Below are 26,006 nucleotides of genomic sequence, written 5' to 3'. Positions count from 1 at the left end.
TCCGGCGCGCTGCGGCGCGGCCGGTGGGACGGGTCACCCCGGGGCCGGCCGCGCGCGGCGCGACCCCGGGGCATCCGTCACTCCTGCGGCCAGCTCGCTTCGATGAAGTCGAGCGTGTCGGCCGTGCTCTTGCCGCCGATCCAGTCGACCATGCCGGTCCAGAACGTCCCGGAACCGACCGCGGCGGGCATCACATCGGAGCCGTCGAAGCGGAACGTGGTGTTCGGGTCCTGCAGGAGGGCGACCGATTCCTGCAGCAGTGCGCTGCCGGCGTTCTCGGGGTCGAGCCCGGTGTTGGCGCTGATGACGCCGCCGAGGCTGACGCGCGAGTTCGCCCACTCGGGGCTCGACAGGTACGTCTGCACGGCCACGACCTCGTCGGCGTCGGAGAACGCCGCGACGATCTCGCCACCGCCCGTGACCGCGTTGGCACCGGCCTCGGTGCCCGGCAGCATGAACGCCCACACGTCGCCGTCCTCGGCGACCGTCGTGCCCTCGGGCCAGAAGCCCTCGTAGAACGAGGCCTGGTGGTGCATCGCACAGGCGTTGTCCATGATGGGCAGGCCCGCGTCGCCGAAGTCGGTCGTCGCGATCGAGCGCACGTCGCCGAGACCGCCGTTGACGTTCTCGTCGGTGCGGATGAATTCGCCGACCGAGTCGAACGCCTCGGCGATGGCCGGGTCGTTGAACGGGATCTCGTGCGTCGTCCACTGGTCGTAGACCTCGGGGCCCGACATGCGGAGCACGAAGTCCTCGACCCAGTCGGTGCCGGGCCAGCCGGTCGCGACGCCGGAGGCGAAGCCGACGCACCAGGGCTTGTCGACCGCACCGGATCCGCGGATCTCCTCGGTCAGCGCGGCGAGGTCGTCGAGCGTCTCGGGCACCTCCCAGCCGTTCTCCTCGAACAGCGTCGGCGAGTACCAGACCCAGCCCTTGATGTTCGCCATCAGCGGTGCACCGTACAGCGTGCCGTCGATGGTGCCGTAGGCCGCCCAGTCTTCTGACCAGTACTCGGCCACGTTGTCGGCGACCGACTCGGGAGCCGGCAGCAGGTCGCCCTGCTGGGCGAGGCGTGCGATGAGGCCCGGCTGCGGGGTGATCCCGAGGTCGGGCGGGTTGCCGCCTTCGATGCGGACGTTGAGCTGCTCCTCGTACTGGTCGGAGCCCTCGTAGACGATGTCGATGCCGGTGCAGTTCTCGAAGTCGGCCCAGGACTGGTTCAGCAGTTCGGCTTCGGGGTCGAGGATCGTGCCGTAGACGTCGACCTCGGTGCCGTCGTCGAACGAGCCGTAGGTCTCGTAAGGGCCGCAGTCCCCGGTCGCCGACTCCTCGTTCGCAACGTCGCCCGTGCAGGCCGTGAGCGTGAGACCGACCGCTGCGGCCACCACGACGGGGGCCATCAGACGGCGATGCCGTGTGAATCTCATGTCATCTCCTCGTTGAGTGTGGTGCAGGGCGGAGCCGGAAACCGGTTCCAGACCCCACGGTAGGCCAGTGTTGCGGGCGTCCACAAGGGAACCCGGGTCACGAATCAGTCACCGTGCCGACGTCCGGGTTCGCAGTGCGAGAGCGCTCCCACGCCTCGAGCGGCGAATTCGCCGGAACCGGTTCCATCCGAAGCCGGTCTGCCGCTAGGCTCGGCTCCGGAACTGCCCGACGGAGGGGGTTGCGGATGGCGGCCATCGGCGATGTCGCGCGCCTTGCGGGCGTCTCGAAGGCGACCGCCTCGCGAGCGCTCTCCGGAGGCGGCCACGTCGCCGTCGCCACCCGCAGGCGGGTCGAGGCCGCGGCATCCGAGATCGGGTACATCGCCTCCCCAGCCGCCGCCAGTCTCGTCACCGGGCGCACGAAGAACGTGGGCGTCGTCATCCCGATCGTGAACCGCTGGTTCTTCGGCGAGGTGCTCGAGGGCATCGAGCGCGCCCTGCTCTCGGCGGGGTACGACCTGACGCTCTACAACGTCGCCGACGTCGGCCCCGAGCGCGATCGGGTGTTCGAGTTCTTCCTCGCCCGCAAGCGCGTCGACGCGGTCATCGCGGTCGGCGTCGACCTCGCCGAGCACGAGGCGGCCCGGCTCTCGCAGAGCGACAAGCCGCTCGTCTGCCTGGGCGGGCGGGGCGCCGTCGACGCCCGTCTGTCGGTCGACGACCGCGCCGTCGGCACCCTCGCGACCGAGCACCTCCTCCGTCTCGGCCACACCCGCATCGCGCACCTGGCCGGCCCCGACGCCGCCGCCGAGCCGGGCACCGTGCCGGGCGAACGGCTGCGCGGCTACCTCGACGCGCTCGCCTCCGCCGGCCTCGCACCCGACGAGGCCCTCGTGCTCGAGACCGACACGACGATGCCCGCCGGATGCACCGCGGCGCTGCAGCTGCTCGGCCAGCCCGGCCCGCGCCCGACCGCGCTGTTCGCCGCCTGCGACGAGGTGGCGTTCGGCGCCATGATCGCCGCAGAGCGACTCGGCATCGCGGTGCCGGGCGAACTCTCGGTCATCGGCGTCGACGGCCACGAGTACGCCGAGATGTTCGGCCTCACCACGATCGAGCAGTCCCCCGGCGAGCAGGGACGACTCGCGGTCGAGGCCGTGCTGCGCCTGCTGGGCGAGGGCGAGGTCGCCGACCCGCTCCCCGACTCGGGCGCCCCGCTGCCGACCCGTCTCGTCGTGCGCTCGAGCACGACCGCGCCGCCGCGCGGCTGAGCGCGACGGGCGCGACCGCGCAGGGCGGCCTCAGGCGGCGTCGCCCACCGTGATCGCCTCGGCCTCGCGCTCGGCGGCCGCGACGTCGTGCTCGACCCGGTCGACGCGGCGCAGCGCACGGTGTCCGCCGACGACGATGAGCGCCGCGACGAGCACCGAGCCGGCGGCCGCGAAGTACGGCGCCGACGGCGAGATCAGGTGGGCGAGTTCGGCGGCGGCGGGCGGCGCGAGGGCGCCGCCGAGGAACCGCACCGCCGAGTACGCACTCGACGCCACGGACCGCTGGAGGTCGGTCGCCTCCATCACGCACTCGGTGAGCACCGTGTTGAGCACGCCGAGCACGAGTCCGCCGACGACGATGCAGACGACGAGCGCGGCCGGGTCGTCGATGAACAGGCCCGCCGCGATGAGGTCGAGCGAGAGCAGCGGCAGCGCGATCCACAGCACGCGGGTGCGCGGCAACCTCGCGGTGAGCAGCGGCGCGACGAAGACCGAGGTGATCGCGAGCGCGAGACCCCAGCCGAAGAAGGTGAACCCGAGGCCGAGCGCGTCGAAGCCGAGCGGGAACGGCGAGTACGCGAGCAGGACGAAGAAGCCGATGTTGTAGAAGAGCGCCGCCGCCGCGAGCACGGCGAGGGCGGGCTGCCGCAGCGCCCGGATCGGCGCCGAGAGCCTCGTCGGCTCCGTCCGCGCCGAGGCATCCGCGTCGTCCTTCAGGAAGGCGACGATCGCGATGAAGCCGACCGCCATGAGCGCGGCGGTGCCGAAGAACGGGCCGCGCCAGCTGACGTGGCCGAGGAGGCCCCCGAGCAGCGGCCCGACCGCGATGCCGAGGCCGAGCGCCGCCTCGTAGAGGATGATCGCCGAGCCCGTGCCGCCCGAGGCGGCGCCGACGATCGTCGCGAGCGCGGTCGAGATGAACAGCGCGTTGCCGAGGCCCCATCCGGCGCGGAAGCCGATGACCGACTCGACGTTCTGCGAGAGTCCGGCGGCCGCCGCGAACACGATGATGAGCGCGAGCCCGATGAGCAGCGTCTTCTTCGCGCCGATGCGGCTCGACAGCCAGCTCGTGCCGAGCATCGCGAGCCCCGTGATGAGCAGGTAGCTCGTGAAGAGCATCTCGGTCTCGGTGGGCGTCGCCTGCAGGCTCTCGGCGATGGCGGGAAGGATCGGGTCGACGAGGCCGATGCCCATGAAGGCGATGACGCACGCGAAGGCGACGGCCCAGACGGCCTTGGGCTGCTTGAGGATCGAGGCGGAGGCACCGTGGCCGGCGTGCGCGGTCACGCGGTGGCTCCGTTCCGTGCGGCGGCGTCGGCCCGCTCGATCCTGGTGCGGATGATCGCGACCGCACGGGCGAGCGTCTCGCGCTCGTCGTCGGCGAGGTCGGCGAAGTAGGGGGCCATCTGGCCGGCGAGCTCGTCGCGCCAGGCGTCGAGCGCGGCGAGGCCGCTCGGGTCGGCCGAGATGAGCCAGGCACGCGCGTCGTTCGCGTCGGCGATGCGACGGATCCAGCCGCGGTCGTCGAGCGCGTGCACGAGCTTCGTCATCGTGGGCTGGCTGACGCGGCTGACGCGGGCGAGTTCGCCGAGGCGCATGGGGCCGAGGTCGCGCAGCACGCTGAGGGTGCGCCAGACCGCAGGGGATTCGGTGTTGTCGGTCGCCGAGGCGGCGAGCCGGGTGAGTCGGTGGTTCACGGCGACGAGATCGCCGATGAGGTCCGAGATTTGCATAGCCTAACTATATAGCCATGCTATGCATGTGTCGAAGCCTGCCCGCGCGACCCGGAGACGACGGATGCCCCGTGGTCGAGATCGACCACGGGGCATCCGTGTGCTTGGTGACGCAGGTCACCTCAAGCTGCGAACCCGCTCGCGCGGGCGGCGATTACTTGAGGGTGACGGTCGCACGCTCAGGTATTGCTGCCCTCCGAGAGGGCGGCGATTACTTGAGGGTGACGGTCGCGCCGGCCTCCTCGAGGGCAGCCTTCGCCTTCTCGGCGGTCTCCTTGTTCGCGCCCTCGAGCACGGCCTTGGGAGCACCGTCGACGACGGCCTTGGCCTCGCCGAGGCCGAGCGAGGTGAGCTCGCGGACGGTCTTGATGACCTGGATCTTCTTGTCGCCGGCAGCCTCGAGGATGACGTCGAAGGAGTCCTTCTCCTCGACCTCTTCGGCAGCGCCCGCGCCGCCGGCGCCGGCAACGGCGACGGGAGCAGCAGCGGTGACCTCGAACTTCTCCTCGAACGCCTTCACGAACTCGCTGAGCTCGACAAGCGTGAGACCAGCGAACTGCTCGAGCAGCTCTTCGGTGGTGAGCTTCGCCATGATGTTTCTCCTAATGGTGGGGTTTTTGTAGAACGAGTCCGTCGGGCGCTTACGCGGCCTCGGCGGTCTCCAGCTTTTCGCGAAGCGCGTCGATGGTGGCGGCAGCCTTGCCCATCGTCGCCTTCATCATGCCCGCTGCCTTCGCAAGCAGAACCTCGCGGCTCTCGAGCGAGGCGTACTTGTTGACCTCGTCGGCGTCGAGGGTCTTGCCCTCGAAGACGCCGCCCTTGATCACAAGATTCGGGTTCGCCTTGGCGAAGTCACGCACGGCCTTGGCGGTGGCGACGAAGTCACCATGCACGAAGGCGACGGCGGACGGACCGGTGAGGTCGGCGTCCAGCGTCGTGATCCCCGCGTTGTTCGCGGCGATCTTGGTCAGCGTGTTCTTCACCACGGCGTAGCTCGCGTCCTGACGGATGCTGTTGCGCAGCTGCTTGAGCTGGGCAACCGTCAGGCCGCGGTATTCGGTCAGCAGAACGGCAGCGGAGCTCTCGAACAGGTTCGTGAGTTCGGCAACCGAGGCTTCCTTGTTCGCCATGGCCACTCCTTGTGAATTCAACGTGCACCGCGGAGGCGATGCACGGCCTGGAGCGCTGGAAGCAATGGGGAGAAAGAAAAAGCTCCGGCGCAGTTGCGCGGAGCTCGGCCCGATCACTCGGAAAGTCTTCGTCACACCTGCGCGGGCCCTTGCTTTCGCAAGACTTCGGTCGCGTTCACCCGTTTTCACGAGCGCGCACGACAACCAGCGGTCTTCGGCTCCGTCAAGAGTAGCGGATGCCCCGGGCTCCGCCAAATCCACCACAGAGGGCTGATCGAGCGGTGTGCGGGAATAGTTGACGAACATCGACAGTTGACGAATGCAACGACTTTCTCTATAGTTGATGTCGATCAACTACTTATGCAAGGAACCTCTGTGACCTCCACGCTTCCGAACGACCTCGAGACGACACGCACGCCTCGCCAGGTCTTCACCGCCCTCTCGGGCCTCATCATGGGCATGTTCGTCGCCGTGCTCTCGGGCACGGTCGTCTCGACCTCGATGCCCGTCATCATCGCCGACCTCGGCGGCGACCAGTCCGCCTACACCTGGGTCATCACCGCGAGCCTGCTCGCGACCGCCGTCTCCACCCCGATCTGGGGCAAGCTCGCCGACCTCGTCGACCGCAAGATGCTGCTGCAGATCGCGCTCTCGCTCTTCGTCGTCGGCACCGTCGTCGCCGGCTTCTCGCAGTCGACCGGCATGCTCATCGCCGTGCGCGTCGTGCAGGGCCTCGGCGCCGGCGGCCTCATGTCGCTCGTGATGATCGCGGTCGCCCTCATCATCTCGCCGCGCGAGCGCGGCAAGTACATGGGCGTGGTCGGCGGCATCATGGCCCTCGCCACGATCGGCGGGCCGCTGCTCGGCGGCGTCATCACCGACGCCTTCGGCTGGCGCGCCAACTTCTTCATCGGCGTGCCGTTCGCGATCGCCGCGATCATCCTCATCCAGCGCACGCTGCACCTGCCGAAGCCGAACCGCGAGCGCGTGAAGATCGACTACCTCGGCGCGATCCTCCTCACCGTCGGCGTCTCGCTCCTCCTCATCTGGGTGTCGATGGGCGGCAACCAGTTCGAGTGGAACTCCGTCGAGAGCTTCGCCATCATCGGCGTCTCGGCCGCGGCGATCATCGGATTCATCGTCACCGAGTTCCTCGTCGAGGAGCCCATCGTGCCGATGACCCTCTTCACGAACCGCACCTTCACCCTCTCGGTGATCGCCTCGATCTCGATCGGCGTGGCGATGTTCGCGACGAGCGTCTTCCTCGCGCAGTACTTCCAGCTCGCCCGCGGCGCGACCCCGACCGAGTCGGGCCTCATGACCATCCCGATGATCGTCGGCCAGATGGGCGCCTCGATCGGCATCGGCGCGCTCGTCAGCCGCTTCGGCAAGTGGAAGGGCTGGATGCTCCTCGGCTCCGTGCTCACCCTCGCCGGCGTGAGCCTCATGACGACGCTCCGCTACGACACCGACTTCTCGCTCGTCTCGGTCTACATGTTCGTGCTCGGCGCGGGCCTCGGCATGGTGATGCAGAACCTCACGCTCATCGTGCAGAACGACACCCCCGCCTCGCAGCTCGGCGCGGCGAGCTCGAACGTGAACTTCTTCCGCTCGATCGCGGGCACCATCGGCGTGACGATCATGGGCTCGGTGCTCGCCACCCAGGTCACGGCCCACATCACCGACGGCCTCTCGAAGTTCACGCCGACCTCCGCCGACGAGGTCGACGCGCTCAAGTCGCTCGCGAGCGGCAGCCTGCCGAAGGTCTCCGAGCTGCCCGACACGATCCGCGTGATCGTCGAGGGGTCGTACGGCCACGGCATCGCCGACGTCTTCTGGATCGCCGTGCCGCTCGCGGTCGTCAGCCTCATCGCGATCGCGTTCCTCCCGAACAAGCCGCTGTCGACGAAGAACGCCGCGCAGACGCTGGCCGAGGAGGCCGAGCAGGTAGCGATCGACCTCGCCGAGGCCGAGATCGCGGCGCCGGTCACCTCCTCGATCCAGCTCGTCGACGGTTCGGATGCCACGAGCGGCCGCCGCGACGAGGCATCCGCCCGCGATGCCGGAGCCGAAGCCTCAGGAGCCCGCAAGTAGCATGAGCGTCGTGACCGAGCCCACCGCCGAACCCGCCGCCGAGCCCACCGTCGACGAGGCGATCGCCCACGTGGAGGATCAGCTGTCGTTCGTCTTCGGCCGTGCCCGCGCGGTGTGGAAGGAGGCGGCGCAGCAGATCCACCCCGAGCTCAACCCGGCCGGGTACAAGCTGCTCGCCACGGTCGTGCGGCTCGGTTCGACGAACGCGCACGTGCTCACCGAGCTCTTCGACATGGACAAGAGCGTCGTGAGCCGGCAGATCCGCATGCTCGAAGAGGTGGGGCTCGTCGAGAGCCGCCCCGACGAGCGCGACGGCCGGGTGCGGGTGCTCGCGCCCACCCCCCTGGCGGTCGAGCGCATCACGGCGGTGCGGGCCCGCAACCAGTCGCGACTGCACGCGGTGCTGCGCGAGCGCTCGGTCGCCGAGCTCGAGCTCTTCGCCGAGATGCTCGGCGGGCTCGCCGAGGCGTAGCCGACCCGGTGGACGGGTGACGGGGCCGCTCGAGAACCGCTGAGGTTCTCGAGCCGCCCCGTCGTTGTTCCCGCCCGACGGGCTCCGGCTCAGCCCGCGTGCAGTGACTGCTGCAGCGCGCCCATGCCGCCGACGAGCGGCAGGTGCACCGTCGACTTCGACGGGTCGACCGTGAGCGTCGTGCCGGGCGCCGGGCGCACGGTGAACTCGTTGTCGCTCGAGAGCACGACGAGCCCGATCTGCGAGCCGGCCGAGAACACGTAGTCCTTCGGTTCGAGCTCGAACGCGAAGTCGTACGCGCGGCCGGGGGTGATCGGGTCGGTCACCGCGGCGGAGTCGCGGTTCTCGACGTCCATCCACCCGCGGGTGATGATCTTCGGCGCGCCCGTCGTCGGGTACTCGACGAGGAGCGCCGTGAGGTTCGCCTTCGGCCGGTCGACCGAGAGGCGCAACGACACCGAGGGCGTGCCCGAGAGGCGCATCGCCTCGCCCAGCACCTCGGTGCGGTAGGCGAGGCGGTTCGGCGACGACGCCGCGGCGGCGAGGTCCGCTGCGAGCAGGCTCGTGTCATCCACGAGGTCTTCGCTCGCCTTCGAGCCCGACCGCGACACCGCGATCGTGCCGACCCCGTCGGCCGTCGCTGCACCGCCGAGCTTCAGCTTGACCTCCGACATAGCCGGGTCGGGCCACTCGGCGTACTCGGTGAGCGTGCGGTCCTCGCGCACGACGTACGCCTTCGGCAGCGCCTCGACGCCGTTCTCGACGTCGTAGAGGTACCGGGTGAACCAGCGGTTCAGCAGGGTGTCGTTCGGGTTGCCCCCGTGGCCGCCCTGGTGCAGGTAGATCTGGTGCGGCACGTCGTTCGCCTTGAGGGCCTCGTAGAGGTCGGCGGCGTTCTTCGTCATGACGTTCCAGTCGTTGAGCCCGTGCGCGACGAGGGTCGCCGCGGTGATCTCGTCGGCGTTCGCGAGGTAGTCGCGCTCGTCCCAGAAGGCGCTCTCGTCACCGGTGACGCGGTCCTGGTTCGCCCGCAGCTCGTCGATGACCGGCTGGCAGATCTCCTGGTCGAAGCGGGTGTAGACGTAGTCGGCGAGCACGTCGAGGTCTTCGCCCTGGTAGCCGCCGGGCGCCCGCACCGCACCGTTCGCGCGGTAGTAGTCGTACCAGTTCGAGATCGCCGAGACCGGCACGATCGCGTCGAGGCCCTCGACGCCCGTCGAGGCCACGCCGATCGGCAGGGTGCCGTTGTAGGAGGTGCCGATCATGCCGACGCTCCCCGTCGTCCAGTCGGCCGCGATCTCGGTCGTGCGGTCGGGACTCGTGTACGCCGTCGCGCGGCCGTTCAGCCAGTCGACCACGGCCTTGCCCGCGAGCGACTCGTTCGTGCCGCCCGAGGTGGGGCAGCCCTCCGACCAGCCGCTGCCGAAGCCCTCGGCGTGCACCACGGCGAATCCGCGCGGCACCCAGGTGCTCTCGAGCGAGCGCGAGATGGTCGGGCTCGTGCGGTTGCGCGGCACGTAGGCGGGCCACGGCTCCTTCTCGCTCGGCGGGTCGCCGATCTCGTGATCGACCGACCAGTTCGTGACCTGCGAACCGCCGGCGTAGTACGGGCTCAGCTCCATGAGCACGGGCACCTTGAGGCCCGCCGACTCGGTCTCGGGCACCCGGCTCACGTCGATGTGCACGAGGTCGGGCAGGCCGTCGCGGTCGGAGTCGACCTCGCTCTCGACCCACGCCTCCTCGTTCACCCACTCCGCCGAGTTCTTGGTGAAGACGGCCTGCGAGAGGCCGTCGACGAACGTGGGCTCGGCGGGCTCGGGGCTGGCGTACGCGGGCGACGCGATCGCGACGCCCGCGCAGGCGAGCGCGACCGTCATGGCGACGGCGACGCGTTGACCGCGTCGCCGCCCTGCGGTGGTAGGTACCGCTCGGATCATGCGGATGCTCCTTCGGTCGTGCCGGGGCATGGCCTCCACCCGCGCCGGGCGCGGTGCCACCGCCCCGTGGCTGCTCCACACGCTACGGGCGCGCGCGCACGACACGCCAGACGCCCGCGGAGTCGCCCGCTCCGCTGCCTACTCGGCGGCCGCGGCGGCCGACGTCGGCGCCGGCGCCGGTGCGGGCGCCGCGGCCGTCGCGAGCGGCAACTCCACCGTGAAGGCGGTGCGCCCCGGCTCGCTCGCGACCTCGACGGTGCCGTAGTGCGCCTCGACCACGGCGCGCACGATGGCGAGGCCGAGGCCCGTCGATCCGGCGCGGCGCGAGCGCGAGGCATCCCCGCGTGCGAATCGCTCGAAGAGCGTGGCCCGCACCGACTCGTCGATGCCGGGGCCGTCGTCGACGACCTCGAGCCGGGCTCGGTCACCGTCGACGCGGAGCCGGGCGACGACCTCGGTGCCCGCCGGCGTGTGCAGCCGCGCGTTCGCGAGGAGGTTCGTCAGCACCTGCCGCAGGCGGGCGTCGTCGCCAGAGACCTCGACGGCGTCGTCGGGCGCGTCCACCGACCAGTCGTGGTCGGGACCCGCAGCCTGCGCATCGCCGACCGCGTCGACCACGATGGCGCGCAGGTCGACCCGTCCGTGCACGAGTTCGCGGCCCTCGTCGAGCCGGGCGAGCAGCAGCAGGTCCTCGACGAGCCCGGTCATGCGCAGCGACTCCGACTCGATGCGCGACAGCGCGTGCACGACGTCGTCGGGCAGCTCCCCGCCGTGCAGGCGCGTGAGCTCGGCGTAGCCGCGGATCGAGGCGAGCGGAGTGCGCAGTTCGTGCGAGGCGTCGGCGACGAAGCGGCGTACCTTCTGCTCGCTCTGCTCGCGGGCGGTGAGGGCCGAGGCGACATGGCCGAGCATGCGGTTGAATGCGGAGCCGAGGCGTCCGACCTCGGTGCCGTCGTCGTCGACGTCGACCCGCTCGGCGAGCGCGACGTCGCCGCGGTCGAGCGGCAGCTCGGAGACGCGCTGCGCGGTCGCGGTGACGCGCTCGAGCGGGCTGAGCGCCCTCGCGACGATGACCGAGCCGAGCCCCATCGCGACGACGAGCCCCGCGAGGGCGACGATCGTGATGGTCAGGGCGAGCTGCGAGCTGTCGGCGTTCACCTCGGCGAGCGGCAGCGCCAGCACGATCCGCACGCCGTTCCACTCGGTCTGCTCGAGGGCGAGCGCGCGGTAGTCGCCGAGCTCGCCGACCCGGATCGAGTGGGGTTCGCCGTCGGTCGGCACGTGGGCGAGCACGTCGGCGAGCTCGGCGGGCAGGTCGAGCACCCGGCCGCCCTCGGTGATGTAGCCGGCCCGCGTCTCGCCGTCGGCGGGGACGAGGGCGGCGAGGGTGCCCGCCTCCTGGCCCGGGATGTTGAGGACGAGCGAGGGCGCCGCCGAGGGGTCGCCGGGGAACCCGGGCGGCTGGCCCGAGATCGCGAGGTTCGCCCGCGAGATCGTCGAGTCGAGGTTCGCGTCGAGGCGCGCGACCGAGGAGCTGTGGAACACGGCGACGCTCACGAGGCCGACGACGGCGCTCACGGCGACGAGCAGCGACGCGACGATGACGAGGAGCCGGCGGCGGAGGGTCCACGGACGGCCGCGGCGCGGTGCATCCGCCCCGTCGACGACCGCGTCAGTCGCACCGGTCGCGACGGCGACGACCGCCTCGCGCGACGCGGCGGCGTGCCCCGGGTCGCCGGGCCGGGTCATCCTGCGGCCTTCAGCATGTACCCGGCGCCGCGGACCGTGTGGATCATGGGCGCCCGGCCCGCATCGACCTTCTTGCGGAGGTACGAGATGTAGAGCTCGACGACGGACTCCTTGCCCCCGAAGTCGTACGACCACACCCGGTCGAGGATCTGCGCCTTCGAGAGCACGCGGCGCGGGTTGCGCATGAGGTAGCGGAGCAGCTCGAACTCGGTCGCGGTGAGCTCGATCGGCTCGCCGCCGCGCGCGACCTCGTAGGAGTCCTCGTCGAGGGTGAGGTCGCCGACGGTGAGCACCGGGTCCTTCGCCTGGGCGAGGGTCAGGGTCGAGCGGCGGATGAGTCCGCGCAGGCGCGCCACGACCTCCTCGAGGCTGAACGGCTTCGTGACGTAGTCGTCGCCGCCCGCGGTGAGCCCCGCGATGCGGTCGTCGAGCGAGTCCTTCGCAGTGAGGAACAGCACGGGCGTCTCGGTGCCGTCGGCCCGCACGCGCTGCAGCACCTCGAGCCCGTCGAAGTCGGGGAGCATGATGTCGAGCACGATCGCGTCGGGCCGGAACTCCCGCGCGATGCGCACCGCGCTGTGGCCGTCTGCGGCGGTGCGCACGTCCCAGCCCTCGTACTTGAGCGCCATCTTCAGCAGCTCGGTGAGCGAGTGCTCGTCGTCGACCACGAGCACCCGCACCATCGAACCGTCGCCCTTGGCGATCGCGGGGGCACGATGGGACGCGGCGGCGGGGGTCGTGGTCATGCTTCCAGTATCCGCACCCGGCTATGCGTTTCCTATGGCTTTCATGAGCGGATGCCGCGCGCCGATCGAGTGCCGATCGGGCCCCGCAGGCATAGCGGGGTCATAGCCCCGCCATCGAGCGGGCACAGCACGACTGCCTAGCGTCGCGATCGGCGCTCCGAACAGGGGTGCTCCCCCGTCCCCTCACGACCGCTCCCGACCCCCTGAGGATGCTCATGTTCTTCACCTATCTCCGGCGCGAGCTCGCCGGCCGCCGCAGGCAGACGGCGATCATCGCCATCGGCATGGCGCTCGCGATCGCCCTCGTCATCATCGTCAACTCCGTCGCCTCGGGGGTGAAAGCCGCGCAGGCCTCCGTGCTCGAGTCGGTCTACGGCGTCGGCACCGACATCACCGTCACCCAGTCGCCCACCCCGCCCGGCGAGGGCGAGGGCGGCGGGCCCCGGTTCGAGTTCGACGCGGGCGCGGGCACCACGACCGACGGCACCACCGAGCTCAGCCAGTCGCGGCTCAGCGCGGGCTTCGGCTCGAGCACCTTCGACGAGAGCGCGCTCGCCACCGTGCAGGGCGTCGACAACGTCGCCGCGGCGGCCGCGACCCTCTCGCTCACCAACACGACCTTCAACGGCGAGATGCCCGACTTCAGCCAGATGCAGGGTACCGACGGCGGCTCCGTCACCGACGAGGGCACCGGCCAGGCCGCTCCCCCGCAGGGCGGGCCCGACGGCGCCGGCGGAAGCGCCTTCGACGTCGACTCGTTCAGCGTGCTCGGCCTCGACCCCGCGGCCGACGCGATCGGCCCGCTCTCGGCCGTCTCGCTGACCGACGGCCGCGCGCTCGACGAGGGCGACACCGGCGAGCACGTCGCCGTGCTCGACGCCGACTACGCGACGAGCGCCGAGCTCGCGACCGGCGACACCCTCGACATCGGCGGCACCGAGTTCGAGATCGTCGGCACGGTGACCTCCAACGCCGCCGACTCGGCGAGCGCGGCGAACGTCTACATCCCGCTCGACGTCGCCCAGACCCTCTCGGGCGAGGAGGGCATGATCTCGAACATCTCGGTGCAGGCGGCCTCGTCGACCGACATCGCGCAGGTGCAGGCCGACCTCGAGGCCGCACTGCCCGACGCGACCGTGTCGACGCAGGAGGACCTCGCCTCGAGCGTCTCGGGATCGCTCTCGACGGCGTCGAGCCTCGTGTCGAACCTCGGCCTCTGGCTCTCGCTCGCCGTGCTCGTCGCGGCGTTCCTCATCGCCATCCTCTTCACCATCTCGGGCGTCACCCGGCGCACCCGCGAGTTCGGCACGCTGAAGGCGATCGGCTGGTCGAACCGCCGCGTCGTCGGCCAGGTCGCGGGCGAGTCGCTCGTGCAGGGGCTCATCGGCGGCGCCGCGGGCCTCGTGGTCGGACTGGTCGGCATCGCGGTGATCAACCTCGTCGCGCCCACCCTGTCGGGCAGCGCCTCGGGCGGCGGATTCGAGATGGCCGCCGGACCCGGCGGTGCGGCCGGCCCCGGCGGTGCGACGGGTGGCGACGCTGCCGGCGGGCGCGCGTTCGGCCCCATGGGCCAGACCGCCGCGGCGACGACCGAGATCGCGCTCAACGCCCCCGTCACGGTGTCGGTGATCGCCATCGCGATCGGCATCGCCATCCTGGGCGGCCTGCTCGCGGGCGCGATCGGCGGCTGGCGCGCCGCTCGCCTGCGCCCCGCCGAGGCGCTCCGGAGCGTCGGCTGACCCGGCTCCGTCCACGCCACGACGGCATCCATCGCATCGACACGACCACCACCGAGGACACCATGTACACACTCACGAAGCTCACGAAGACGTACCGGCAGGGCAACCGCACGGTGCACGCCCTGAAGAACGTCGACCTCACGATCGGCACCGGCGAGCACGTCGCGATCCAGGGGCCGACCGGCGGCGGCAAGTCGACGCTGCTGCAGATGCTCGGCGGGCTCGACCGGCCGACGTCGGGCACGATCAGCATCGGCGACGACGAGATCTCGAAGATGCCCGACGCGAAGCTCGCGAAGATCCGTGCGAAGGAGATCGGGTTCGTCTTCCAGAACTTCAACCTCATCCCCACGCTGACCGCGCAGGAGAACGTGGAGACGGCGCTCGAGCCCCTCGCCGTGGGCGGCGCCCGACGGGCGGAGCGCGCCGCGGCGGCACTCGCCGCGGTCGGGCTCGCGGACCGTGCCGGCCACCTGCCGAGCGAGCTCTCGGGCGGCCAGCAGCAGCGCGTCGCGATCGCCCGCGCCCTCGTGAAGGAGCCCGACGTGCTCCTCGCCGACGAGCCGACCGGCGCGCTCGACGAGGAGACCCGCGACGAGATCCTCGAGATCCTCGAGGGGATCCGTCGCGACCGCGGGCTGACGCTCATCGTGGTCACCCACGACTCGGCGGTCGCGCGCCGCGCCGAGCGCCGCCTGCACATCAAGGCGGGCACGGTCACCGAGCGCTGAGCCGCACAGGGCGGATGCCCCGGCCGCGGGCACGGCGGGGCATCCGCCATGCCGCCACCGCGCACGGATGGAATGCCCACTGAACCCACGTACGGTGGATCGGGTGGATGACGTGAGCGAGACCGGCCGGGTGGCCGAGGCGCCCCCTGATGTGGCGGAGCGGACGGCGCCGCGCCCCTCGGCGCCTGCCGACCGGCGGGTGTACCTCCGCCGGCGCCTGCTCGTCGGCGGCGCGCTCGTCGCGCTGCTCGCGCTCGTCGTCTGGGCAGCGGTCGCGATCATCGGCGCGGTCGTCGCCGCCAACGCCCCGCGCGGCCCCGGCACGCAGGGCGGCGACGGCAGCCACCCGAACGCGGCGGCCCTCGAGCTCGACCCCGAGCTCCCGGCCCCCGTGCTGCGCCAGCTCGAGTACGTGCGCGAGCACTGGGACGCCGACGAGAGCGAGCGCTACGGCGTGCTCGGCGACGACGACTGCGTGAACTTCACCTCGCAGACCCTGATCGAGCGCGGTTGGCTGCCCGACGAGGAGTGGTGGTACTCGGAGGACGGCGACCCCTACGCGGCGAGCCCGGCCTGGCGCTCGTCGACGCTCTTCAGCGAGTACCTCGCCGCGCACCCCGAGCGGGCGACGGCGCTGGGCGACGCGCAGCGCGCGCAGGTGAAGCCGGGCGACATCGTGCAGTTCGACTGGGACGCCTCGGGTGACCGCGACCACACCGCGATCGTCACCGCGGTCATCGAGGACGAGGAGGGGAACGTCGACGTCTTCTACGGCGGCCACACGGATGCCACGTGGGACCGCTCGGTCGACGACCACCCGAGGCATCCCGAGACGCAGGTGACCTACTGGAGCGTCAACGGCTGAGCGGGGCGAGGCGATCCGTGGTCGAACTGCGGTCGCGTCAGATCAGGTCGTGCCGCAGTGCCCACGCGGCCGCGGCAGCCCGCGAAGGGACCCCGAGCTTGGTGCGGATGTTCGCGAGATGCCGGTGCACCGTGTGCGGGCTCAGCAGGAGACGCGCGGCGATCTCGGCATCGGTGTCGCCCCGGGCGACGAACCGCAGCACCTCCCGCTCGCGCGCGGTGAGGCCGGTCGCGCCGGCGGGTCCCGACCTCGATCCGGCGTTCGGCGCCGCGACCGGCGCGCCGAGGAAGGCGAGTGTCTCGCGTGCGACGGCGTCGGCGTCGCCCCGCCACGGGAAGTGATCGTCGCCCTCGAGCCCGAGGAATCGTGCGTCGCGGATCCGTGCGGCCACGTCCTTGCCGAGCGCGAACGGAATCGCCCGGTCGGCGCGGCGGTGCAGCACGAGCGTCGGCGCGCGAACATCGGCGAGGTGCGGCGTCGCGTCGACCTCGTACACCGCCTGCAGTGACGCGAGTGCGACCTCCCGCGAGGCCGACCTCCGCTGGAACTCGACGAACTCGGCACGCTCCTCGGCCGTCGCGTCCGGCAGGAACAGATCGGCCAGCACCCGCGAGCCGAGACCCCAGTGCCGCTCGATGATGCCGAGCATCGCCGCCCGGGCGGCCGGCGGCGCGAGATCCGCCCCACGGGCGTACGTGCCGTAGAGCACGAGGGCATCGACACGACCGGGATGCCGCGCCGCGAACAGCGAGGCCACGCCGCCGCCCGACGAGCCGCCGAAGAGCGCGATCGGTTCGTGCGCGGAGGGGTCCGCGGACGCGTCGACGACCGCCTCGAGGACCGCGAGTTCCTCGTCGAGGGTTCGTGGAGGGGTGGTGTCCCGATCGGACCTCCCGGTGCCGGGACGGTCGTAGCGGACGACCGTGCGGTGGCGTGCGAACTGCTCGACGAAGCGCCGGAACCCCGCGTTGCGCCAGTCGAGTTCGAGGTGGCTCGACCACCAGCCGCCGATCACGAGCGGCGGCCCGGCACCGACGGCCGACCACGCGATCGAACGACCGTCGAGTTCGGCATGGTGGACGACCTGATCTTCAGGTTGCACGGCGTCAGTCTACGAACACGAGGGACGCTCGGCACTACCTCGCGAGCGCCGGCCGCGCATCGGCAGCGAGCGCGCGGACCCGTTCGACCTCGACGAGATGCTCGCGGAGCAGGGCGCGTGCTCCCGAGAAATCCGGGGTGTCTTCATCGCTGACGAGCACCGGCACGTACTCGCCGGGCAGCAGCAGTTCCTCCCGGTCGCCGTCGGGGGCGCGGACGATGCGGAGCATCCCGGCATCGACCTGCTCCTCGAGCCAGATGCGGCCGCTCTGCTCGGGCACCCCGGCCAGCTCGGCGAACGTCTCCGCATCGACGGGGCCCGCGTCGAAGAGCACGCGGTAGTAGCCGCGCTCACGGCCGACGGCGATCGAGTCGCCGATGCTGGCGGCGGAATCGGATGGGGTGTTCATCGGTGGCTCCTCGGATTCGTGCGTCGCCGGATCGCGACGCTCCGATTCCACCGCCGACGATGCACCGGGTGCATCGCATCTTCGGGCCAGTTCGGCATGGCCCGTCGGGGCCACTCACGCGGGCGCGCAGGCGCTCCGCGGCTCAGAACCGCTCGAAGTCGTACTCCTGGAACTCGGCGACCTCGGGCACCCACCGGCCCTCGACGAAGCCGACGTGCGCGGGGTGCGCGTTGTAGGCGTCGTACGCGGCCTGATCGGCGAACACCATGCCGAAGCGGTGGGTGAACGAGCTCTTCGGGCTGACCTGGCGGCTGATCGCGAAGTCGGCGACCCCGGGGATGCCGGTGAGGGTCTCGCGCGCGGTCGCGAAGAACTCCTGCTCGGCCTCCGAGCCGGGCTCGTGGACGAGCCGGAAGACGACGGTGTGCTCGATCGACATGAGGCCCCCTACTGGTTCGAGAACGCGGCGTCGAAGGAGGCCGTCGGTCGCGGGAAGAGCTTCGAGCGGATGAACCCGACGGCCTCGGCCGCGCCGTGCAGCCGGTTCATGCCGGCGTCCTCCCACTCGACCGAGATCGGGCCGGTGTAGCCGATCGCGTCGAGCGCGCGGAACGCGTCCTCCCAGGGCACGTCGCCGTGCCCCGTCGAGACGAAGTCCCAGCCGCGCCGCGGGTCGCCCCACGGCAGGTGCGACCCCATGATGCCGGCGCGTCCCGTCGCGGGGCGCAGCCGCGTGTCCTTGCAGTCGACGTGGTAGATCCGGTCGGCGAAGTCGACGATGAACCCGACGGGGTCGATGCCCTGCCACATCATGTGCGACGGGTCCCAGTTGAAGCCGAACGCGGGGCGCCGGCCGATCGCCTCGAGGGTGCGCACGCTCGTCCAGTAGTCGTACGCGATCTCGGAGGGGTGCACCTCGTGCGCGAAGCGCACGCCCTCGGCGTCGAACACGTCGAGGATGGGGTTCCAGCGGTTCGCGAAGTCCTCGTAGCCGGCGTCGATGACGCTCGCGGGCACCGGCGGGAACATCGCCACGTACGGCCAGATCGACGAGCCGGTGAAGCCGACGACGGTGTCGACGCCGAGCATGCGGGCGACCCGTGCCGCGCGCCTCATGTCGTCGGCGGCGCGCTGCCGGACCCCCTCGGGGTCGCCGTCGCCCCACGTGTACGGGCGCACGATCGCCTCGTGCCGGAAGTCGATCGGGTCGTCGCACACCGCCTGACCCGTCAGGTGGTTCGAGATCGCGTGCACGGAGAGCCCATGCCGCTTCAGGATCTCCTGCCGCTCGGCGAGGTAGCCCGGCTCCTCCTCGGCGAGCTTCAGGTCGAGGTGGTCGCCCGAGCAGGCGATCTCGAGCCCGTCGTAGCCCCACTCGGCGGCGAGGCGCGCGACCTCGGCGAAGGGCAGGTCGGCCCACTGACCGGTGAAGAGGGTCACGGGGTGGGTGGCGGTCATGCCGGGTTCCTTTCGTCCTGCAGCGCGGTCAGGTATCGGATGCTCCGTGCCGCCAGTTCGTCCTGCGAGGGGGCGAGCGGGCGCCACACCGAGGCGGCGACCGCGATCGTCGCGTTCTCGCCGGTGAAGCTCTCGAGCCCGAGTGCGCCGGTGTACCCGACGTCGTCGAGGGCGTCGAGGAACGCGGGCCAGTCGAGGTGGTCGTCGCCGACGGCGCCGCGGTCGTTGCCGCACACCTGCACGTACGCGAGGTGCTCGCCTGCGGCGCGGATCGCCTCGCCGATCGACTTCTCCTCGATGTTGAGGTGGTAGCTGTCGAGCGCGAGCCCGAGGCCGGGGCCGAGCAGCGGCCCGAGTGCTTCGAGCGCCTGCTCGACGGTGTTCACGAGACTCGTCTCGTAGCGGTTCAGCGGCTCGATCGCGAGGCGGATGCCTCGGTCCTCCGCCTTGCGGACGACCGGCGCGAGGCTCGCACGCAGCTCGCGGTACCGGGCCTCGCGCTCCTCGGCGTCCATGCGCCACGCGCGACCGGTGGCCGCCGTGAAGGGGCCGGCCACGACCGGTGAGCCGAGGCGCTCGGCCACGCCGAGGCAGTGCACGAGGTAGTTCTGGGTGGCCACGATCTCGGAGCCGGGCGCGGCGACCAGGTTGCGGCCTGGGCCCATCGCACCGATCACGATCGGGGCGAGGCCGTGCTCCGCAAGCAGGTCGGCCGCGGCATCCGCCGACCAGTCGCCGGGGCTCTCGACCGGCAGCTCGATCGCGCCGAAGCCGAGCGCGGCCGCCTTGGCGGCGAGCGCGGGAAGGTTCTCATCGGTGAGGGGCGAAGCCCACACCCAGGTGTTGACGCCGATGGTGCGGCGCATGCTGCCTCCTTGCAGAACTCCGTCGGTCGAGTAGCGAGCGTATCGATCGCCCGCGCTGTGGTCGAGGAACGGAGCGTATCGAGACCTCCCGGTCTCGATACGCTCCGTCGTCACTCCCCGAACATCGATCGGATCACGGGGTTACGGGACGATCCGGTCCTCCCAGACCTGCGGGTAGCCGGGCAGGTCCTCGCCGCCGAACTTGGCGTAGTGGCCGTCGGGCATGTTCTCGTTGAGGGCGAGGTACTCATCGACCTCCTCCGCGGTGATCGGCGACTGGGGCAGCACCCACTCGCTCGGCACCTCTTCGCCGGCGAAGATCTTCTGCGCGGCGAGGAGCGGCGTGCGCCACTGGAAGTTCGAGTACACCGGCGCAAGGCCCGTGAGCCCGGTCTCCTTCCACTTGCGGAGGAAGCTCATCTCGTCTTCGCCCGTCATGACGGGGTAGTCGACGCCGGCGTCCTCGAACGCCTCGATGGCGGCGACGGCGCCGTCGCCGGCGTCCATCCAGATGCCCTGGACGTCGCCCTTGGCGAGCTCGTCCGAGATGATCTTCTTGATCTCCGCCGGGTCGGCCCCGGTGAAGTAGTCGACCGCCTCGATGCCGGCCTCGTCGAACAGCTTCTCGGCCGCGGCCCAGCGCTGCTCGAGCACGTCGACACCCGGCAGGATGCGCAGCGCCACGACCTTGTCGCCCTCTTCGAGCTCGTCGATGAGGAACTCGGCCGTGTCGATGCCCCACGCGAATCCGCCGATGGGGTGGATGAACGTGACGGGGCAGTCGGTCTGCACGCCGCGGTCGAACACGATGACCGGCTTGCCGGTGTCGCAGGCGCGCTCGACGGCCGGCGTCATCGCCGCCGTGGAGTTCGGCGAGATGATGAAGACGTCGCAGCCGCCCTCCTCGATGAAGTAGTCGATGTCGGCGATCTGCGTGTCATCGGAGTCCTGCGCGTCGCGCGTCTCCATCTCGCTGATCACGCCGGCCTCCTGGAGCACCTTGAGCTGTTCGTTCATGGTGATCCAGCCGGTGGTGCGCCACGGGTTGGAGATCGAGGCGTTGGCGAAGCACGCCTTCTTGGCGCCCTCCGCGGCGAACTCCGAGGTGTCGACCATCTCGGCGTTGATGTGCTGCAGCCAGGGCTGCCCTTCGGGGCCCTCGGGCACGACGTCGCGTTCGGCGTCCTGCTTGTCGAAGAGCTCCTGGTCGAACCACTCGACCGACTCCTCGCTCGCGGCGGCGTCATCGCTCGGCGCTGCCACGTTGGGGTCGGTCGTGCAGCCGGCCATCGTCAGCAGCGCGAGGGCGCCGACCATTGCGGATGCCACCGTGTACCTGCGTCGCATCACGAACCTCCTTTGGTTTCGTTGTCAGCCCTCGACGTCGAGGGAATGGGTGCAGGGCGAGCGGATGCGGGGGCATCGCGCTCCTCCGCCGGTGCCGGCGAAGTCTTGGTCGCCGCGTCGGGCGAGGTCTCGGTGCCCGCGTCGGGCGAGGTCGGGCTCGTGGCATCCGGCGATGCCTCGATGCCGCGACCGCGGCGGCGCGCGCGGAACGTCGTCGCCGAGTAGGCGACGGCGAGGATGATGATCGCGCCCTGCACCGCGTCGCGGTACGTCGAGGGCACGCCGGCGAAGTTCAGCACGGTGAAGAGCGCCTCGAGGGCGAAGGCGCCCGCGGCCGCCGCGACCACCCAGCCGCGACCGCCGCCGAGCACGACGCCGCCGAGCACGACCGCGGTGATCGCGATGAACTCGTAGCCGCGCCCGACGGAGGGGTGCACACCGGCGTAGCCGACGAGCAGCACGCCCGCGACCGTCGCCGAGAGCGAGGAGATCATGAAGGTCGACGTCTTCACCCACCAGTTGCGGGTGCCGGAGAAGCGCGCCGTCGTCGGGTTGTCGCCGAGGGCGATGATCGTGCGCCCGAAGGGCCTCTTCGAGAACCAGATCGCGGCGGCGAGCACCACGGCGAGCACCACGACCGACCAGGGCAGGATGTCGATGACCGGGATGCCCCGGATGCCGCCGCGCCCGATCTCGCGGAACCCGTCGGCGGGGTTGCCGGTCGCGGCGCCGCCCGTCCAGTAGAGGGTGCCGCCGAGGAGCGCGAGCATCATGCCGAGGGTGACGATGAAGCTCGGCACCTTGAGCATCGTGACGATGAGGCCGTTGACGAGGCCGATGAAGGCGCCGAAGGCGAGCATGAGCGCGAGCACCGGCAGCGACTTCGCCTCATCCTGGCCGATCAGGTTGCCGGCGATCACGACCTGCGCGGTCACGACCGAGCCCATCGAGAGGTCGAACTCGCCGCCCACGATGACGAAGTACTGTCCGATCGCGACGATCGCGACCGGGGCGACGCGCTGGATGAAGCGGATGAACTGCGACGGTTCGGCGAACGACGGGTTCAGCACCGCGATCGCGACGAGCAGCACGATGAGGAGGAGGAACACGGCCCCGCGAGGGCTCACGAGGGTGCGGCCGAGGTCGGCGAGGCGGGCCCCCAGGCTCGGGCGGTCGGATGTCACGGCGCTCATGCCGCGCCTCCCTTCGGTGCCGGGGCGGCGGGTTCGCTGACCGCGGGCGGCTCGGCCCCCGCGCTGAATCTCGGCCGTCGCCGGTCGACGGAACGACTCGTGTACACGGCGACCGCCGCGACGATGACGACGCCGCGGACGACGTCCTTCAGGAAGGGGTTCACCTGCATGACGCTCATCACGTTGTCGACGACCGCGAAGATCGCCACACCGCCGATGGTGCCCCAGATCGACCCGCGGCCGCCCATGAGCAGGGTGCCGCCGAGCACGACCGCGGCGATCGAGAGCAGGTCGTAGCCGCCCTGGGTGCCGACGACCGGGCTGCCGACGCCGAGCCGGCTCGCGAGGAGGAGCCCGGCGAGGGCCGCGGTGATCGAGCACAGCACGTGGGCGACGATGAGCGGACGGGCGGTGCGGATGCCGGAGAGGCGCGCCACCTGCTCGTTGCCGCCGACCGCGAACATGTGGTTGCCGGTGCGGGTGCGGGCCAGGAAGAACGCGGCGGCGAGCGCGACGGCGAGCATCAGCAGCGTCGACACGGGCACCGGGCCGACGCCGGTCGCGCCGATCAGCTGGAACTCCCACGGCACCTCCCCGCTCGTGCCCTTGTAGTTCGTGTCGAGGTACCCCTTGATGATGAGGCCCGTGCCGAGCGTCGCGATGAAGCCGTTCACCTTGAGCTTCGTGACGATGAGCCCGTTCGCGAGGCCGATGACGGCCGCCACCACGAGCACCACGAAGACCGCGAACGGGATGTTCGCCGGGTTGCCGGCCATCAGGTCGGCCGCGATGAGGCTCGAGAGGCTCACGACGTACGGCACCGAGAGGTCGAGCGAGGCGCAGAGGATGACGAGTGTCTGCCCGATGGCGACGAAGCCGAGCACGCTCATGCCGGTGAGGATGTCGCGGATGTTGCCGGCGCTGAAGAAGTTGCGGCCGACCGTCGCGACGAGGATCGCGCCGACGGCGATGACGGCGACGAGCGCGATGCCGACGATGAGGGTCGAGTCGAGCCGGCGGCGCGAGCCCGCGCGGCGGGGAGCCCGGGTGGGGGTGGCGGTGCTCATCGCAGCTCCTCTCCCCCGACGCGGAGTGTGCCGGTGGCGGCGCCGAGGATGGTCGCCTCGTCGCTGCGCGCCGGCAGTTCCGCCGAGGCGCGGCCGTCGTGCATGACGATGATGCGGTCGGACATGCCGATCACCTCGGGGAGCTCGGACGAGATCATGAGGATGGCGACCCCTTCTTTGGCGAGTCGTCGCATGAGGGTGTAGACGGCGACCTTCGCGCCGACGTCGATGCCGCGGGTGGGCTCGTCGAGGAGCACCACGCGCGGTTTCGTGGCGAGCCACTTCGCGAGCACGACCTTCTGCTGGTTGCCGCCCGAGAGGTACTGCACCTCCTGGTCGAGGCCGCGCGAGGCGAGTTCGAGCGAGGAGAGCACGCCCGGCAGTTCGCGCCGGGTGTCGCGCGTGCGTCGCGAGAACACCGAGCGGATGACGAGGAGCGCGTTGTCGGTGATCGACTGGTTGAGCGCGAGCCCCTGCGCCTTGCGATCCTCGGTGATGAGGGCGATGCCCCGCTTCACCGCCTGGCGGGCGGACCCCAGCCGCACGGGCTCGCCGTCGAGGCGCATCTCGCCGCGGGTGAACGGCACGACGCCGAACACCGCCTCGACGAGCTCGGTGCGACCCGAGCCCTGGAGGCCCGCGACGCCGACGATCTCGCCCGCGCGGAGCTCGAGGTCGACCCCGTCGACGTAGGCGTTGCCTGCGCCGCGGAGTTCGAGGCGCGGTTCGCCGGGCACCGTGCCCGGTTCGGCCTCGGGGAAGTACGCGGAGATCGGGCGGCCGACCATGCGGCGCACGAGCTCGTCGGTGTCGAGCTCGGCGGCCGGGCCGCTCGAGACGAGCGCCCCGTCCTTCAGCACGGTGATCGTGTCGCAGAGGTCGAAGATCTCCTTCAGGCGGTGCGAGACGTAGAGGATCGCGACGCCCCGCGCCTGCAGCCGTCGCACGATCGTGTAGAGCAGCTCGACCTCGTGGTCGGCGAGGGCGGCGGTCGGCTCGTCCATCTGGATGACGCGGGCGTCGACGGAGAGCGCCTTCACGATCTCGACGATCTGCTGCTCGGCGACGGTGAGGGTGCGCACCGGGGCATCCGCGTCGATGGAGTCGATGCCGAGCTCGGCGAGGAGCGCCCGGGTCTCGGCGAGCATCGCCTTCTTGTCGACGAGGCCGCGGCGCTTGGGCTCGCGACCGAGGAAGACGTTCTGGGCGACGGTGCGCTCGGGCAGGAGGTTGAACTCCTGGAAGACGGTGGCGAGCCCCTGCCGGGCGGCCTGGACCGGGTGGGTGAACTCGACCTCGGTGCCGCCGAGCGTGACGGTGCCGGCGTCGCGTTCGTACACGCCCGCGAGGATCTTCATGAAGGTCGACTTGCCGGCGCCGTTCTCGCCGACGAGGCCGTGCACCTCGCCGGCGCGGAGCGTGAGCCCCACGCCCCGCAGCACGGTGACGCCGAAGAACGACTTCTCGAGCCCCTGGGCCACGAGCACCGCTTCGCCGCTCATGCCGGCACCTCCACCCAGTCGCGTCGTTCGGCCGAGGCGAGCACCGCTTCGGTGATCTGCGCGGCGCGCAGCCCGTCGGCGAAGCCCGGCAGCCCGTCGGGCGCGGGGCCGTCGATCGCGGCGTAGGCGTCGGCGACGAAGGCGTTGAACGCGTCCTGATAGCCCATCGGGTGCCCGGCGGGCACGATCGCGAGGCGGGCGGCGTCGGCGCTCAGCCGGCTCGCGTCGCGTTCGATCACGCTGGATGCCTCGGTGCGGCCGAGCCACAGGGTGTCGGGCCGCTCCTGCTCGAAGCGCACGCTCGCGTCGGTGCCGGCGAGCTCGATCGAGAGGGCGTTCTTGCGGCCCGGGGCGACCTGCGAGACGAGCAGGGTGCCGAGTGCTCCCGAGTCGAGTTCGACGACGAGGGCGACCAGGTCTTCGGTCTCGATGCCCGAGTGGGTGGCGCGGTCGGCGTAGACGGTGCGGCTCGCGGCGTTCAACCGCACGATGCGCTCGCCCGCGACGAACTCCACGAGGTCGACGAGGTGCGAGCCGATGTCGGCGAACGCCCGCGACGGGCCGCCCACGGCCCGGTCGACCCGCCAGTCGTCGTCGTGCGGGGCGGCGAGCCAGTCTTGAAGGTAGGCGCCGTTCACACTGAGCAGGCGCCCGGCCTCACCGGCGGCGACCCGGGCCCGCGCTTCGCGCGCCATGGGGTGGAAGCGGTAGACGAACGGCACCGCGGCGACGAGGCCCCGGGCGTCGGCGAGCGCGACGAGCTCGGCGGCGTCGGCCGCGGTGGTGGCGAGCGGCTTCTCGCAGATCACGTGCTTGCCGGCCTCGAGCGCCGCCCGGGCGAAGCCCGCGTGGGTCGCGTTCGGGGTGCAGATGTGCACGATCTCGACGGCCGGATCGGCGAGCATGGCCTCGAAGGACTCGAAGGCGGCGCCGATCCCGAGTCGCTCGGCGGCCACTGCGGCCCGCTTCGGCGAGGAGGAGGCGGCGCCGACGAGTTCGGCTCTGGCGGCACGGGCTGCGCGCGAGTGCACGGCGGCCATGAAGCCGCCGCCGACGAAGCCGGCACGTTTCGTGCGGGCTGGGGCGGTGACGTCCGTTGTCATGGGGACATGCTGACACACGTCCGACACCTTTTGCTAGTCATTCGGCAAAAGTTGTTCGTTCGAGA

At 71.2% G+C, this 26,006-nt stretch carries 24 protein-coding genes; 6 read left to right on the top strand and 18 right to left on the bottom strand.

What is annotated here, in order from left to right:
- Positions 1-77 precede the first annotated feature (77 nt).
- Positions 78-1,427, bottom strand: coding sequence for an ABC transporter substrate-binding protein (locus ACFVTR_RS00620; RefSeq protein ID WP_387034067.1), 1,350 nt, complete (start codon positions 1,425-1,427; stop codon positions 78-80).
- A gap of 245 nt (positions 1,428-1,672) precedes the next feature.
- Between ACFVTR_RS00620 and ACFVTR_RS00615 the strand changes: the two genes are divergently transcribed.
- Positions 1,673-2,698, top strand: coding sequence for a LacI family DNA-binding transcriptional regulator (locus tag ACFVTR_RS00615; protein ID WP_387034065.1), 1,026 nt, complete (start codon positions 1,673-1,675; stop codon positions 2,696-2,698).
- 30 nt (positions 2,699-2,728) lie between these two features.
- Here ACFVTR_RS00615 and ACFVTR_RS00610 read toward each other — a convergent pair whose 3' ends face one another.
- The 4 genes from ACFVTR_RS00610 to rplJ all read right to left on the bottom strand — a co-directional run bounded on the left by ACFVTR_RS00610 (position 2,729) and on the right by rplJ (position 5,561).
- Positions 2,729-3,985, bottom strand: coding sequence for an MFS transporter (locus ACFVTR_RS00610; RefSeq protein ID WP_387034064.1), 1,257 nt, complete (start codon positions 3,983-3,985; stop codon positions 2,729-2,731).
- The gene (locus tag ACFVTR_RS00605) at positions 3,982-4,431 is read right to left on the bottom strand and encodes a MarR family winged helix-turn-helix transcriptional regulator (protein ID WP_387034062.1); all 450 of its coding nucleotides are present in this window, start codon (positions 4,429-4,431) and stop codon (positions 3,982-3,984) included. Before ACFVTR_RS00605 ends, ACFVTR_RS00610 begins: the two co-directional genes overlap by 4 nt.
- A 211-nt stretch (positions 4,432-4,642) precedes the next feature.
- Positions 4,643-5,023 (bottom strand): 50S ribosomal protein L7/L12, encoded by a 381-nt coding sequence (rplL, locus tag ACFVTR_RS00600; RefSeq protein WP_157425108.1) that lies wholly within the window; start codon positions 5,021-5,023, stop codon positions 4,643-4,645.
- 49 nt (positions 5,024-5,072) lie between these two features.
- The gene (gene rplJ / locus ACFVTR_RS00595; protein WP_376941603.1) at positions 5,073-5,561 is read right to left on the bottom strand and encodes a 50S ribosomal protein L10; all 489 of its coding nucleotides are present in this window, start codon (positions 5,559-5,561) and stop codon (positions 5,073-5,075) included.
- Positions 5,562-5,921: 360 nt separating this feature from the next.
- Between rplJ and ACFVTR_RS00590 the strand changes: the two genes are divergently transcribed.
- A complete protein-coding gene (locus ACFVTR_RS00590) occupies positions 5,922-7,655 on the top strand; it encodes an MDR family MFS transporter (RefSeq protein WP_387034060.1) in 1,734 nt (577 codons plus the stop codon).
- A gap of 10 nt (positions 7,656-7,665) precedes the next feature.
- Complete coding sequence (locus tag ACFVTR_RS00585; RefSeq protein ID WP_387034059.1) at positions 7,666-8,127, top strand: MarR family winged helix-turn-helix transcriptional regulator; 462 nt, start codon at positions 7,666-7,668, stop codon at positions 8,125-8,127.
- 89 nt (positions 8,128-8,216) lie between these two features.
- Here ACFVTR_RS00585 and ACFVTR_RS00580 read toward each other — a convergent pair whose 3' ends face one another.
- The 3 genes from ACFVTR_RS00580 to ACFVTR_RS00570 all read right to left on the bottom strand — a co-directional run bounded on the left by ACFVTR_RS00580 (position 8,217) and on the right by ACFVTR_RS00570 (position 12,559).
- Positions 8,217-10,064: a Xaa-Pro dipeptidyl-peptidase gene (locus ACFVTR_RS00580; protein ID WP_387034057.1), complete on the bottom strand. Its 1,848-nt coding sequence runs from the start codon at positions 10,062-10,064 to the stop codon at positions 8,217-8,219.
- A 138-nt stretch (positions 10,065-10,202) separates the two neighbouring features.
- Complete coding sequence (locus tag ACFVTR_RS00575) at positions 10,203-11,813, bottom strand: sensor histidine kinase (RefSeq protein WP_387034056.1); 1,611 nt, start codon at positions 11,811-11,813, stop codon at positions 10,203-10,205.
- Entirely contained in the window at positions 11,810-12,559 is a 750-nt protein-coding gene (locus ACFVTR_RS00570) for a response regulator transcription factor (RefSeq protein WP_376941608.1), read from the bottom strand. Before ACFVTR_RS00570 ends, ACFVTR_RS00575 begins: the two co-directional genes overlap by 4 nt.
- 215 nt (positions 12,560-12,774) lie before the next feature.
- Between ACFVTR_RS00570 and ACFVTR_RS00565 the strand changes: the two genes are divergently transcribed.
- The 3 genes from ACFVTR_RS00565 (at position 12,775) to ACFVTR_RS00555 (ending at position 15,894) form a co-directional block, all read left to right on the top strand.
- Positions 12,775-14,298 (top strand): ABC transporter permease, encoded by a 1,524-nt coding sequence (locus ACFVTR_RS00565; RefSeq protein WP_387034055.1) that lies wholly within the window; start codon positions 12,775-12,777, stop codon positions 14,296-14,298.
- Between the two features lie 62 nt (positions 14,299-14,360).
- Positions 14,361-15,029, top strand: a complete 669-nt coding sequence (locus ACFVTR_RS00560) for an ABC transporter ATP-binding protein (protein WP_387034053.1) — start codon at positions 14,361-14,363, stop codon at positions 15,027-15,029.
- Positions 15,030-15,132: 103 nt separating this feature from the next.
- Positions 15,133-15,894 carry an amidase domain-containing protein gene (locus tag ACFVTR_RS00555; protein ID WP_387034051.1) on the top strand — a complete coding sequence of 254 codons (762 nt, stop codon included), beginning with the start codon at positions 15,133-15,135 and terminating at the stop codon, positions 15,892-15,894.
- 37 nt (positions 15,895-15,931) lie between these two features.
- Here ACFVTR_RS00555 and ACFVTR_RS00550 read toward each other — a convergent pair whose 3' ends face one another.
- The 10 genes from ACFVTR_RS00550 to ACFVTR_RS00505 form a co-directional block, all read right to left on the bottom strand.
- Positions 15,932-16,996: an alpha/beta fold hydrolase gene (locus ACFVTR_RS00550; RefSeq protein WP_387034050.1), complete on the bottom strand. Its 1,065-nt coding sequence runs from the start codon at positions 16,994-16,996 to the stop codon at positions 15,932-15,934.
- A 34-nt stretch (positions 16,997-17,030) separates the two neighbouring features.
- Positions 17,031-17,405 carry a hypothetical protein gene (locus ACFVTR_RS00545; RefSeq protein ID WP_387034049.1) on the bottom strand — a complete coding sequence of 125 codons (375 nt, stop codon included), beginning with the start codon at positions 17,403-17,405 and terminating at the stop codon, positions 17,031-17,033.
- Between the two features lie 142 nt (positions 17,406-17,547).
- Positions 17,548-17,844, bottom strand: coding sequence for a Dabb family protein (locus ACFVTR_RS00540; RefSeq protein ID WP_387034048.1), 297 nt, complete (start codon positions 17,842-17,844; stop codon positions 17,548-17,550).
- 8 nt (positions 17,845-17,852) lie between these two features.
- Complete coding sequence (locus ACFVTR_RS00535) at positions 17,853-18,863, bottom strand: sugar phosphate isomerase/epimerase family protein (protein WP_387034046.1); 1,011 nt, start codon at positions 18,861-18,863, stop codon at positions 17,853-17,855.
- Complete coding sequence (locus ACFVTR_RS00530) at positions 18,860-19,729, bottom strand: sugar phosphate isomerase/epimerase family protein (RefSeq protein WP_387034045.1); 870 nt, start codon at positions 19,727-19,729, stop codon at positions 18,860-18,862. Before ACFVTR_RS00530 ends, ACFVTR_RS00535 begins: the two co-directional genes overlap by 4 nt.
- Positions 19,730-19,870: 141 nt before the next feature.
- On the bottom strand, positions 19,871-21,076 hold the full coding sequence (locus ACFVTR_RS00525; protein ID WP_387034044.1) for a substrate-binding domain-containing protein: 1,206 nt from the start codon (positions 21,074-21,076) through the stop codon (positions 19,871-19,873).
- Positions 21,076-22,269, bottom strand: coding sequence for an ABC transporter permease (locus ACFVTR_RS00520; RefSeq protein ID WP_387034043.1), 1,194 nt, complete (start codon positions 22,267-22,269; stop codon positions 21,076-21,078). Before ACFVTR_RS00520 ends, ACFVTR_RS00525 begins: the two co-directional genes overlap by 1 nt.
- Positions 22,266-23,336, bottom strand: coding sequence for an ABC transporter permease (locus tag ACFVTR_RS00515; RefSeq protein ID WP_387034041.1), 1,071 nt, complete (start codon positions 23,334-23,336; stop codon positions 22,266-22,268). Before ACFVTR_RS00515 ends, ACFVTR_RS00520 begins: the two co-directional genes overlap by 4 nt.
- Positions 23,333-24,838, bottom strand: coding sequence for a sugar ABC transporter ATP-binding protein (locus tag ACFVTR_RS00510; RefSeq protein ID WP_387034040.1), 1,506 nt, complete (start codon positions 24,836-24,838; stop codon positions 23,333-23,335). Before ACFVTR_RS00510 ends, ACFVTR_RS00515 begins: the two co-directional genes overlap by 4 nt.
- The gene (locus ACFVTR_RS00505; protein WP_387034039.1) at positions 24,835-25,941 is read right to left on the bottom strand and encodes a Gfo/Idh/MocA family protein; all 1,107 of its coding nucleotides are present in this window, start codon (positions 25,939-25,941) and stop codon (positions 24,835-24,837) included. The genes ACFVTR_RS00510 and ACFVTR_RS00505 overlap by 4 nt, the downstream gene beginning before the upstream one ends.
- Positions 25,942-26,006: the final 65 nt, after the last annotated feature.

This window comes from Agromyces sp. NPDC058126, from assembly GCF_042884595.1.
In the GTDB taxonomy this organism is placed as follows: Bacteria; Actinomycetota; Actinomycetes; order Actinomycetales; family Microbacteriaceae; genus Agromyces.
Note: the sequence above shows the minus strand (reverse complement) of the source record. Positions and strands in the feature narration are given on the sequence as shown.

Bases quoted from the DNA above. Each gene is read 5' to 3' on its own strand.
- ACFVTR_RS00525 (WP_387034044.1), bottom strand. From the start codon at position 21,076: ATGCGACGCAGGTACACGGTGGCATCCGCAATGGTCGGCGCCCTCGCG.
- ACFVTR_RS00540 (WP_387034048.1), bottom strand. From the start codon at position 17,844: ATGTCGATCGAGCACACCGTCGTCTTCCGGCTCGTCCACGAGCCCGGC.
- rplJ (WP_376941603.1), bottom strand. From the start codon at position 5,561: ATGGCGAACAAGGAAGCCTCGGTTGCCGAACTCACGAACCTGTTCGAG.
- ACFVTR_RS00580 (WP_387034057.1), bottom strand. From the start codon at position 10,064: ATGATCCGAGCGGTACCTACCACCGCAGGGCGGCGACGCGGTCAACGC.
- ACFVTR_RS00575 (WP_387034056.1), bottom strand. From the start codon at position 11,813: ATGACCCGGCCCGGCGACCCGGGGCACGCCGCCGCGTCGCGCGAGGCG.
- ACFVTR_RS00515 (WP_387034041.1), bottom strand. From the start codon at position 23,336: ATGAGCACCGCCACCCCCACCCGGGCTCCCCGCCGCGCGGGCTCGCGC.
- rplL (WP_157425108.1), bottom strand. From the start codon at position 5,023: ATGGCGAAGCTCACCACCGAAGAGCTGCTCGAGCAGTTCGCTGGTCTC.
- ACFVTR_RS00590 (WP_387034060.1), top strand. From the start codon at position 5,922: ATGCAAGGAACCTCTGTGACCTCCACGCTTCCGAACGACCTCGAGACG.
- ACFVTR_RS00620 (WP_387034067.1), bottom strand. From the start codon at position 1,427: ATGAGATTCACACGGCATCGCCGTCTGATGGCCCCCGTCGTGGTGGCC.
- ACFVTR_RS00530 (WP_387034045.1), bottom strand. From the start codon at position 19,729: ATGCGCCGCACCATCGGCGTCAACACCTGGGTGTGGGCTTCGCCCCTC.
- ACFVTR_RS00545 (WP_387034049.1), bottom strand. From the start codon at position 17,405: ATGAACACCCCATCCGATTCCGCCGCCAGCATCGGCGACTCGATCGCC.
- ACFVTR_RS00520 (WP_387034043.1), bottom strand. From the start codon at position 22,269: ATGAGCGCCGTGACATCCGACCGCCCGAGCCTGGGGGCCCGCCTCGCC.
- ACFVTR_RS00535 (WP_387034046.1), bottom strand. From the start codon at position 18,863: ATGACCGCCACCCACCCCGTGACCCTCTTCACCGGTCAGTGGGCCGAC.
- ACFVTR_RS00605 (WP_387034062.1), bottom strand. From the start codon at position 4,431: ATGCAAATCTCGGACCTCATCGGCGATCTCGTCGCCGTGAACCACCGA.
- ACFVTR_RS00570 (WP_376941608.1), bottom strand. From the start codon at position 12,559: ATGACCACGACCCCCGCCGCCGCGTCCCATCGTGCCCCCGCGATCGCC.
- ACFVTR_RS00615 (WP_387034065.1), top strand. From the start codon at position 1,673: ATGGCGGCCATCGGCGATGTCGCGCGCCTTGCGGGCGTCTCGAAGGCG.
- ACFVTR_RS00510 (WP_387034040.1), bottom strand. From the start codon at position 24,838: ATGAGCGGCGAAGCGGTGCTCGTGGCCCAGGGGCTCGAGAAGTCGTTC.
- ACFVTR_RS00505 (WP_387034039.1), bottom strand. From the start codon at position 25,941: ATGACAACGGACGTCACCGCCCCAGCCCGCACGAAACGTGCCGGCTTC.
- ACFVTR_RS00565 (WP_387034055.1), top strand. From the start codon at position 12,775: ATGTTCTTCACCTATCTCCGGCGCGAGCTCGCCGGCCGCCGCAGGCAG.
- ACFVTR_RS00560 (WP_387034053.1), top strand. From the start codon at position 14,361: ATGTACACACTCACGAAGCTCACGAAGACGTACCGGCAGGGCAACCGC.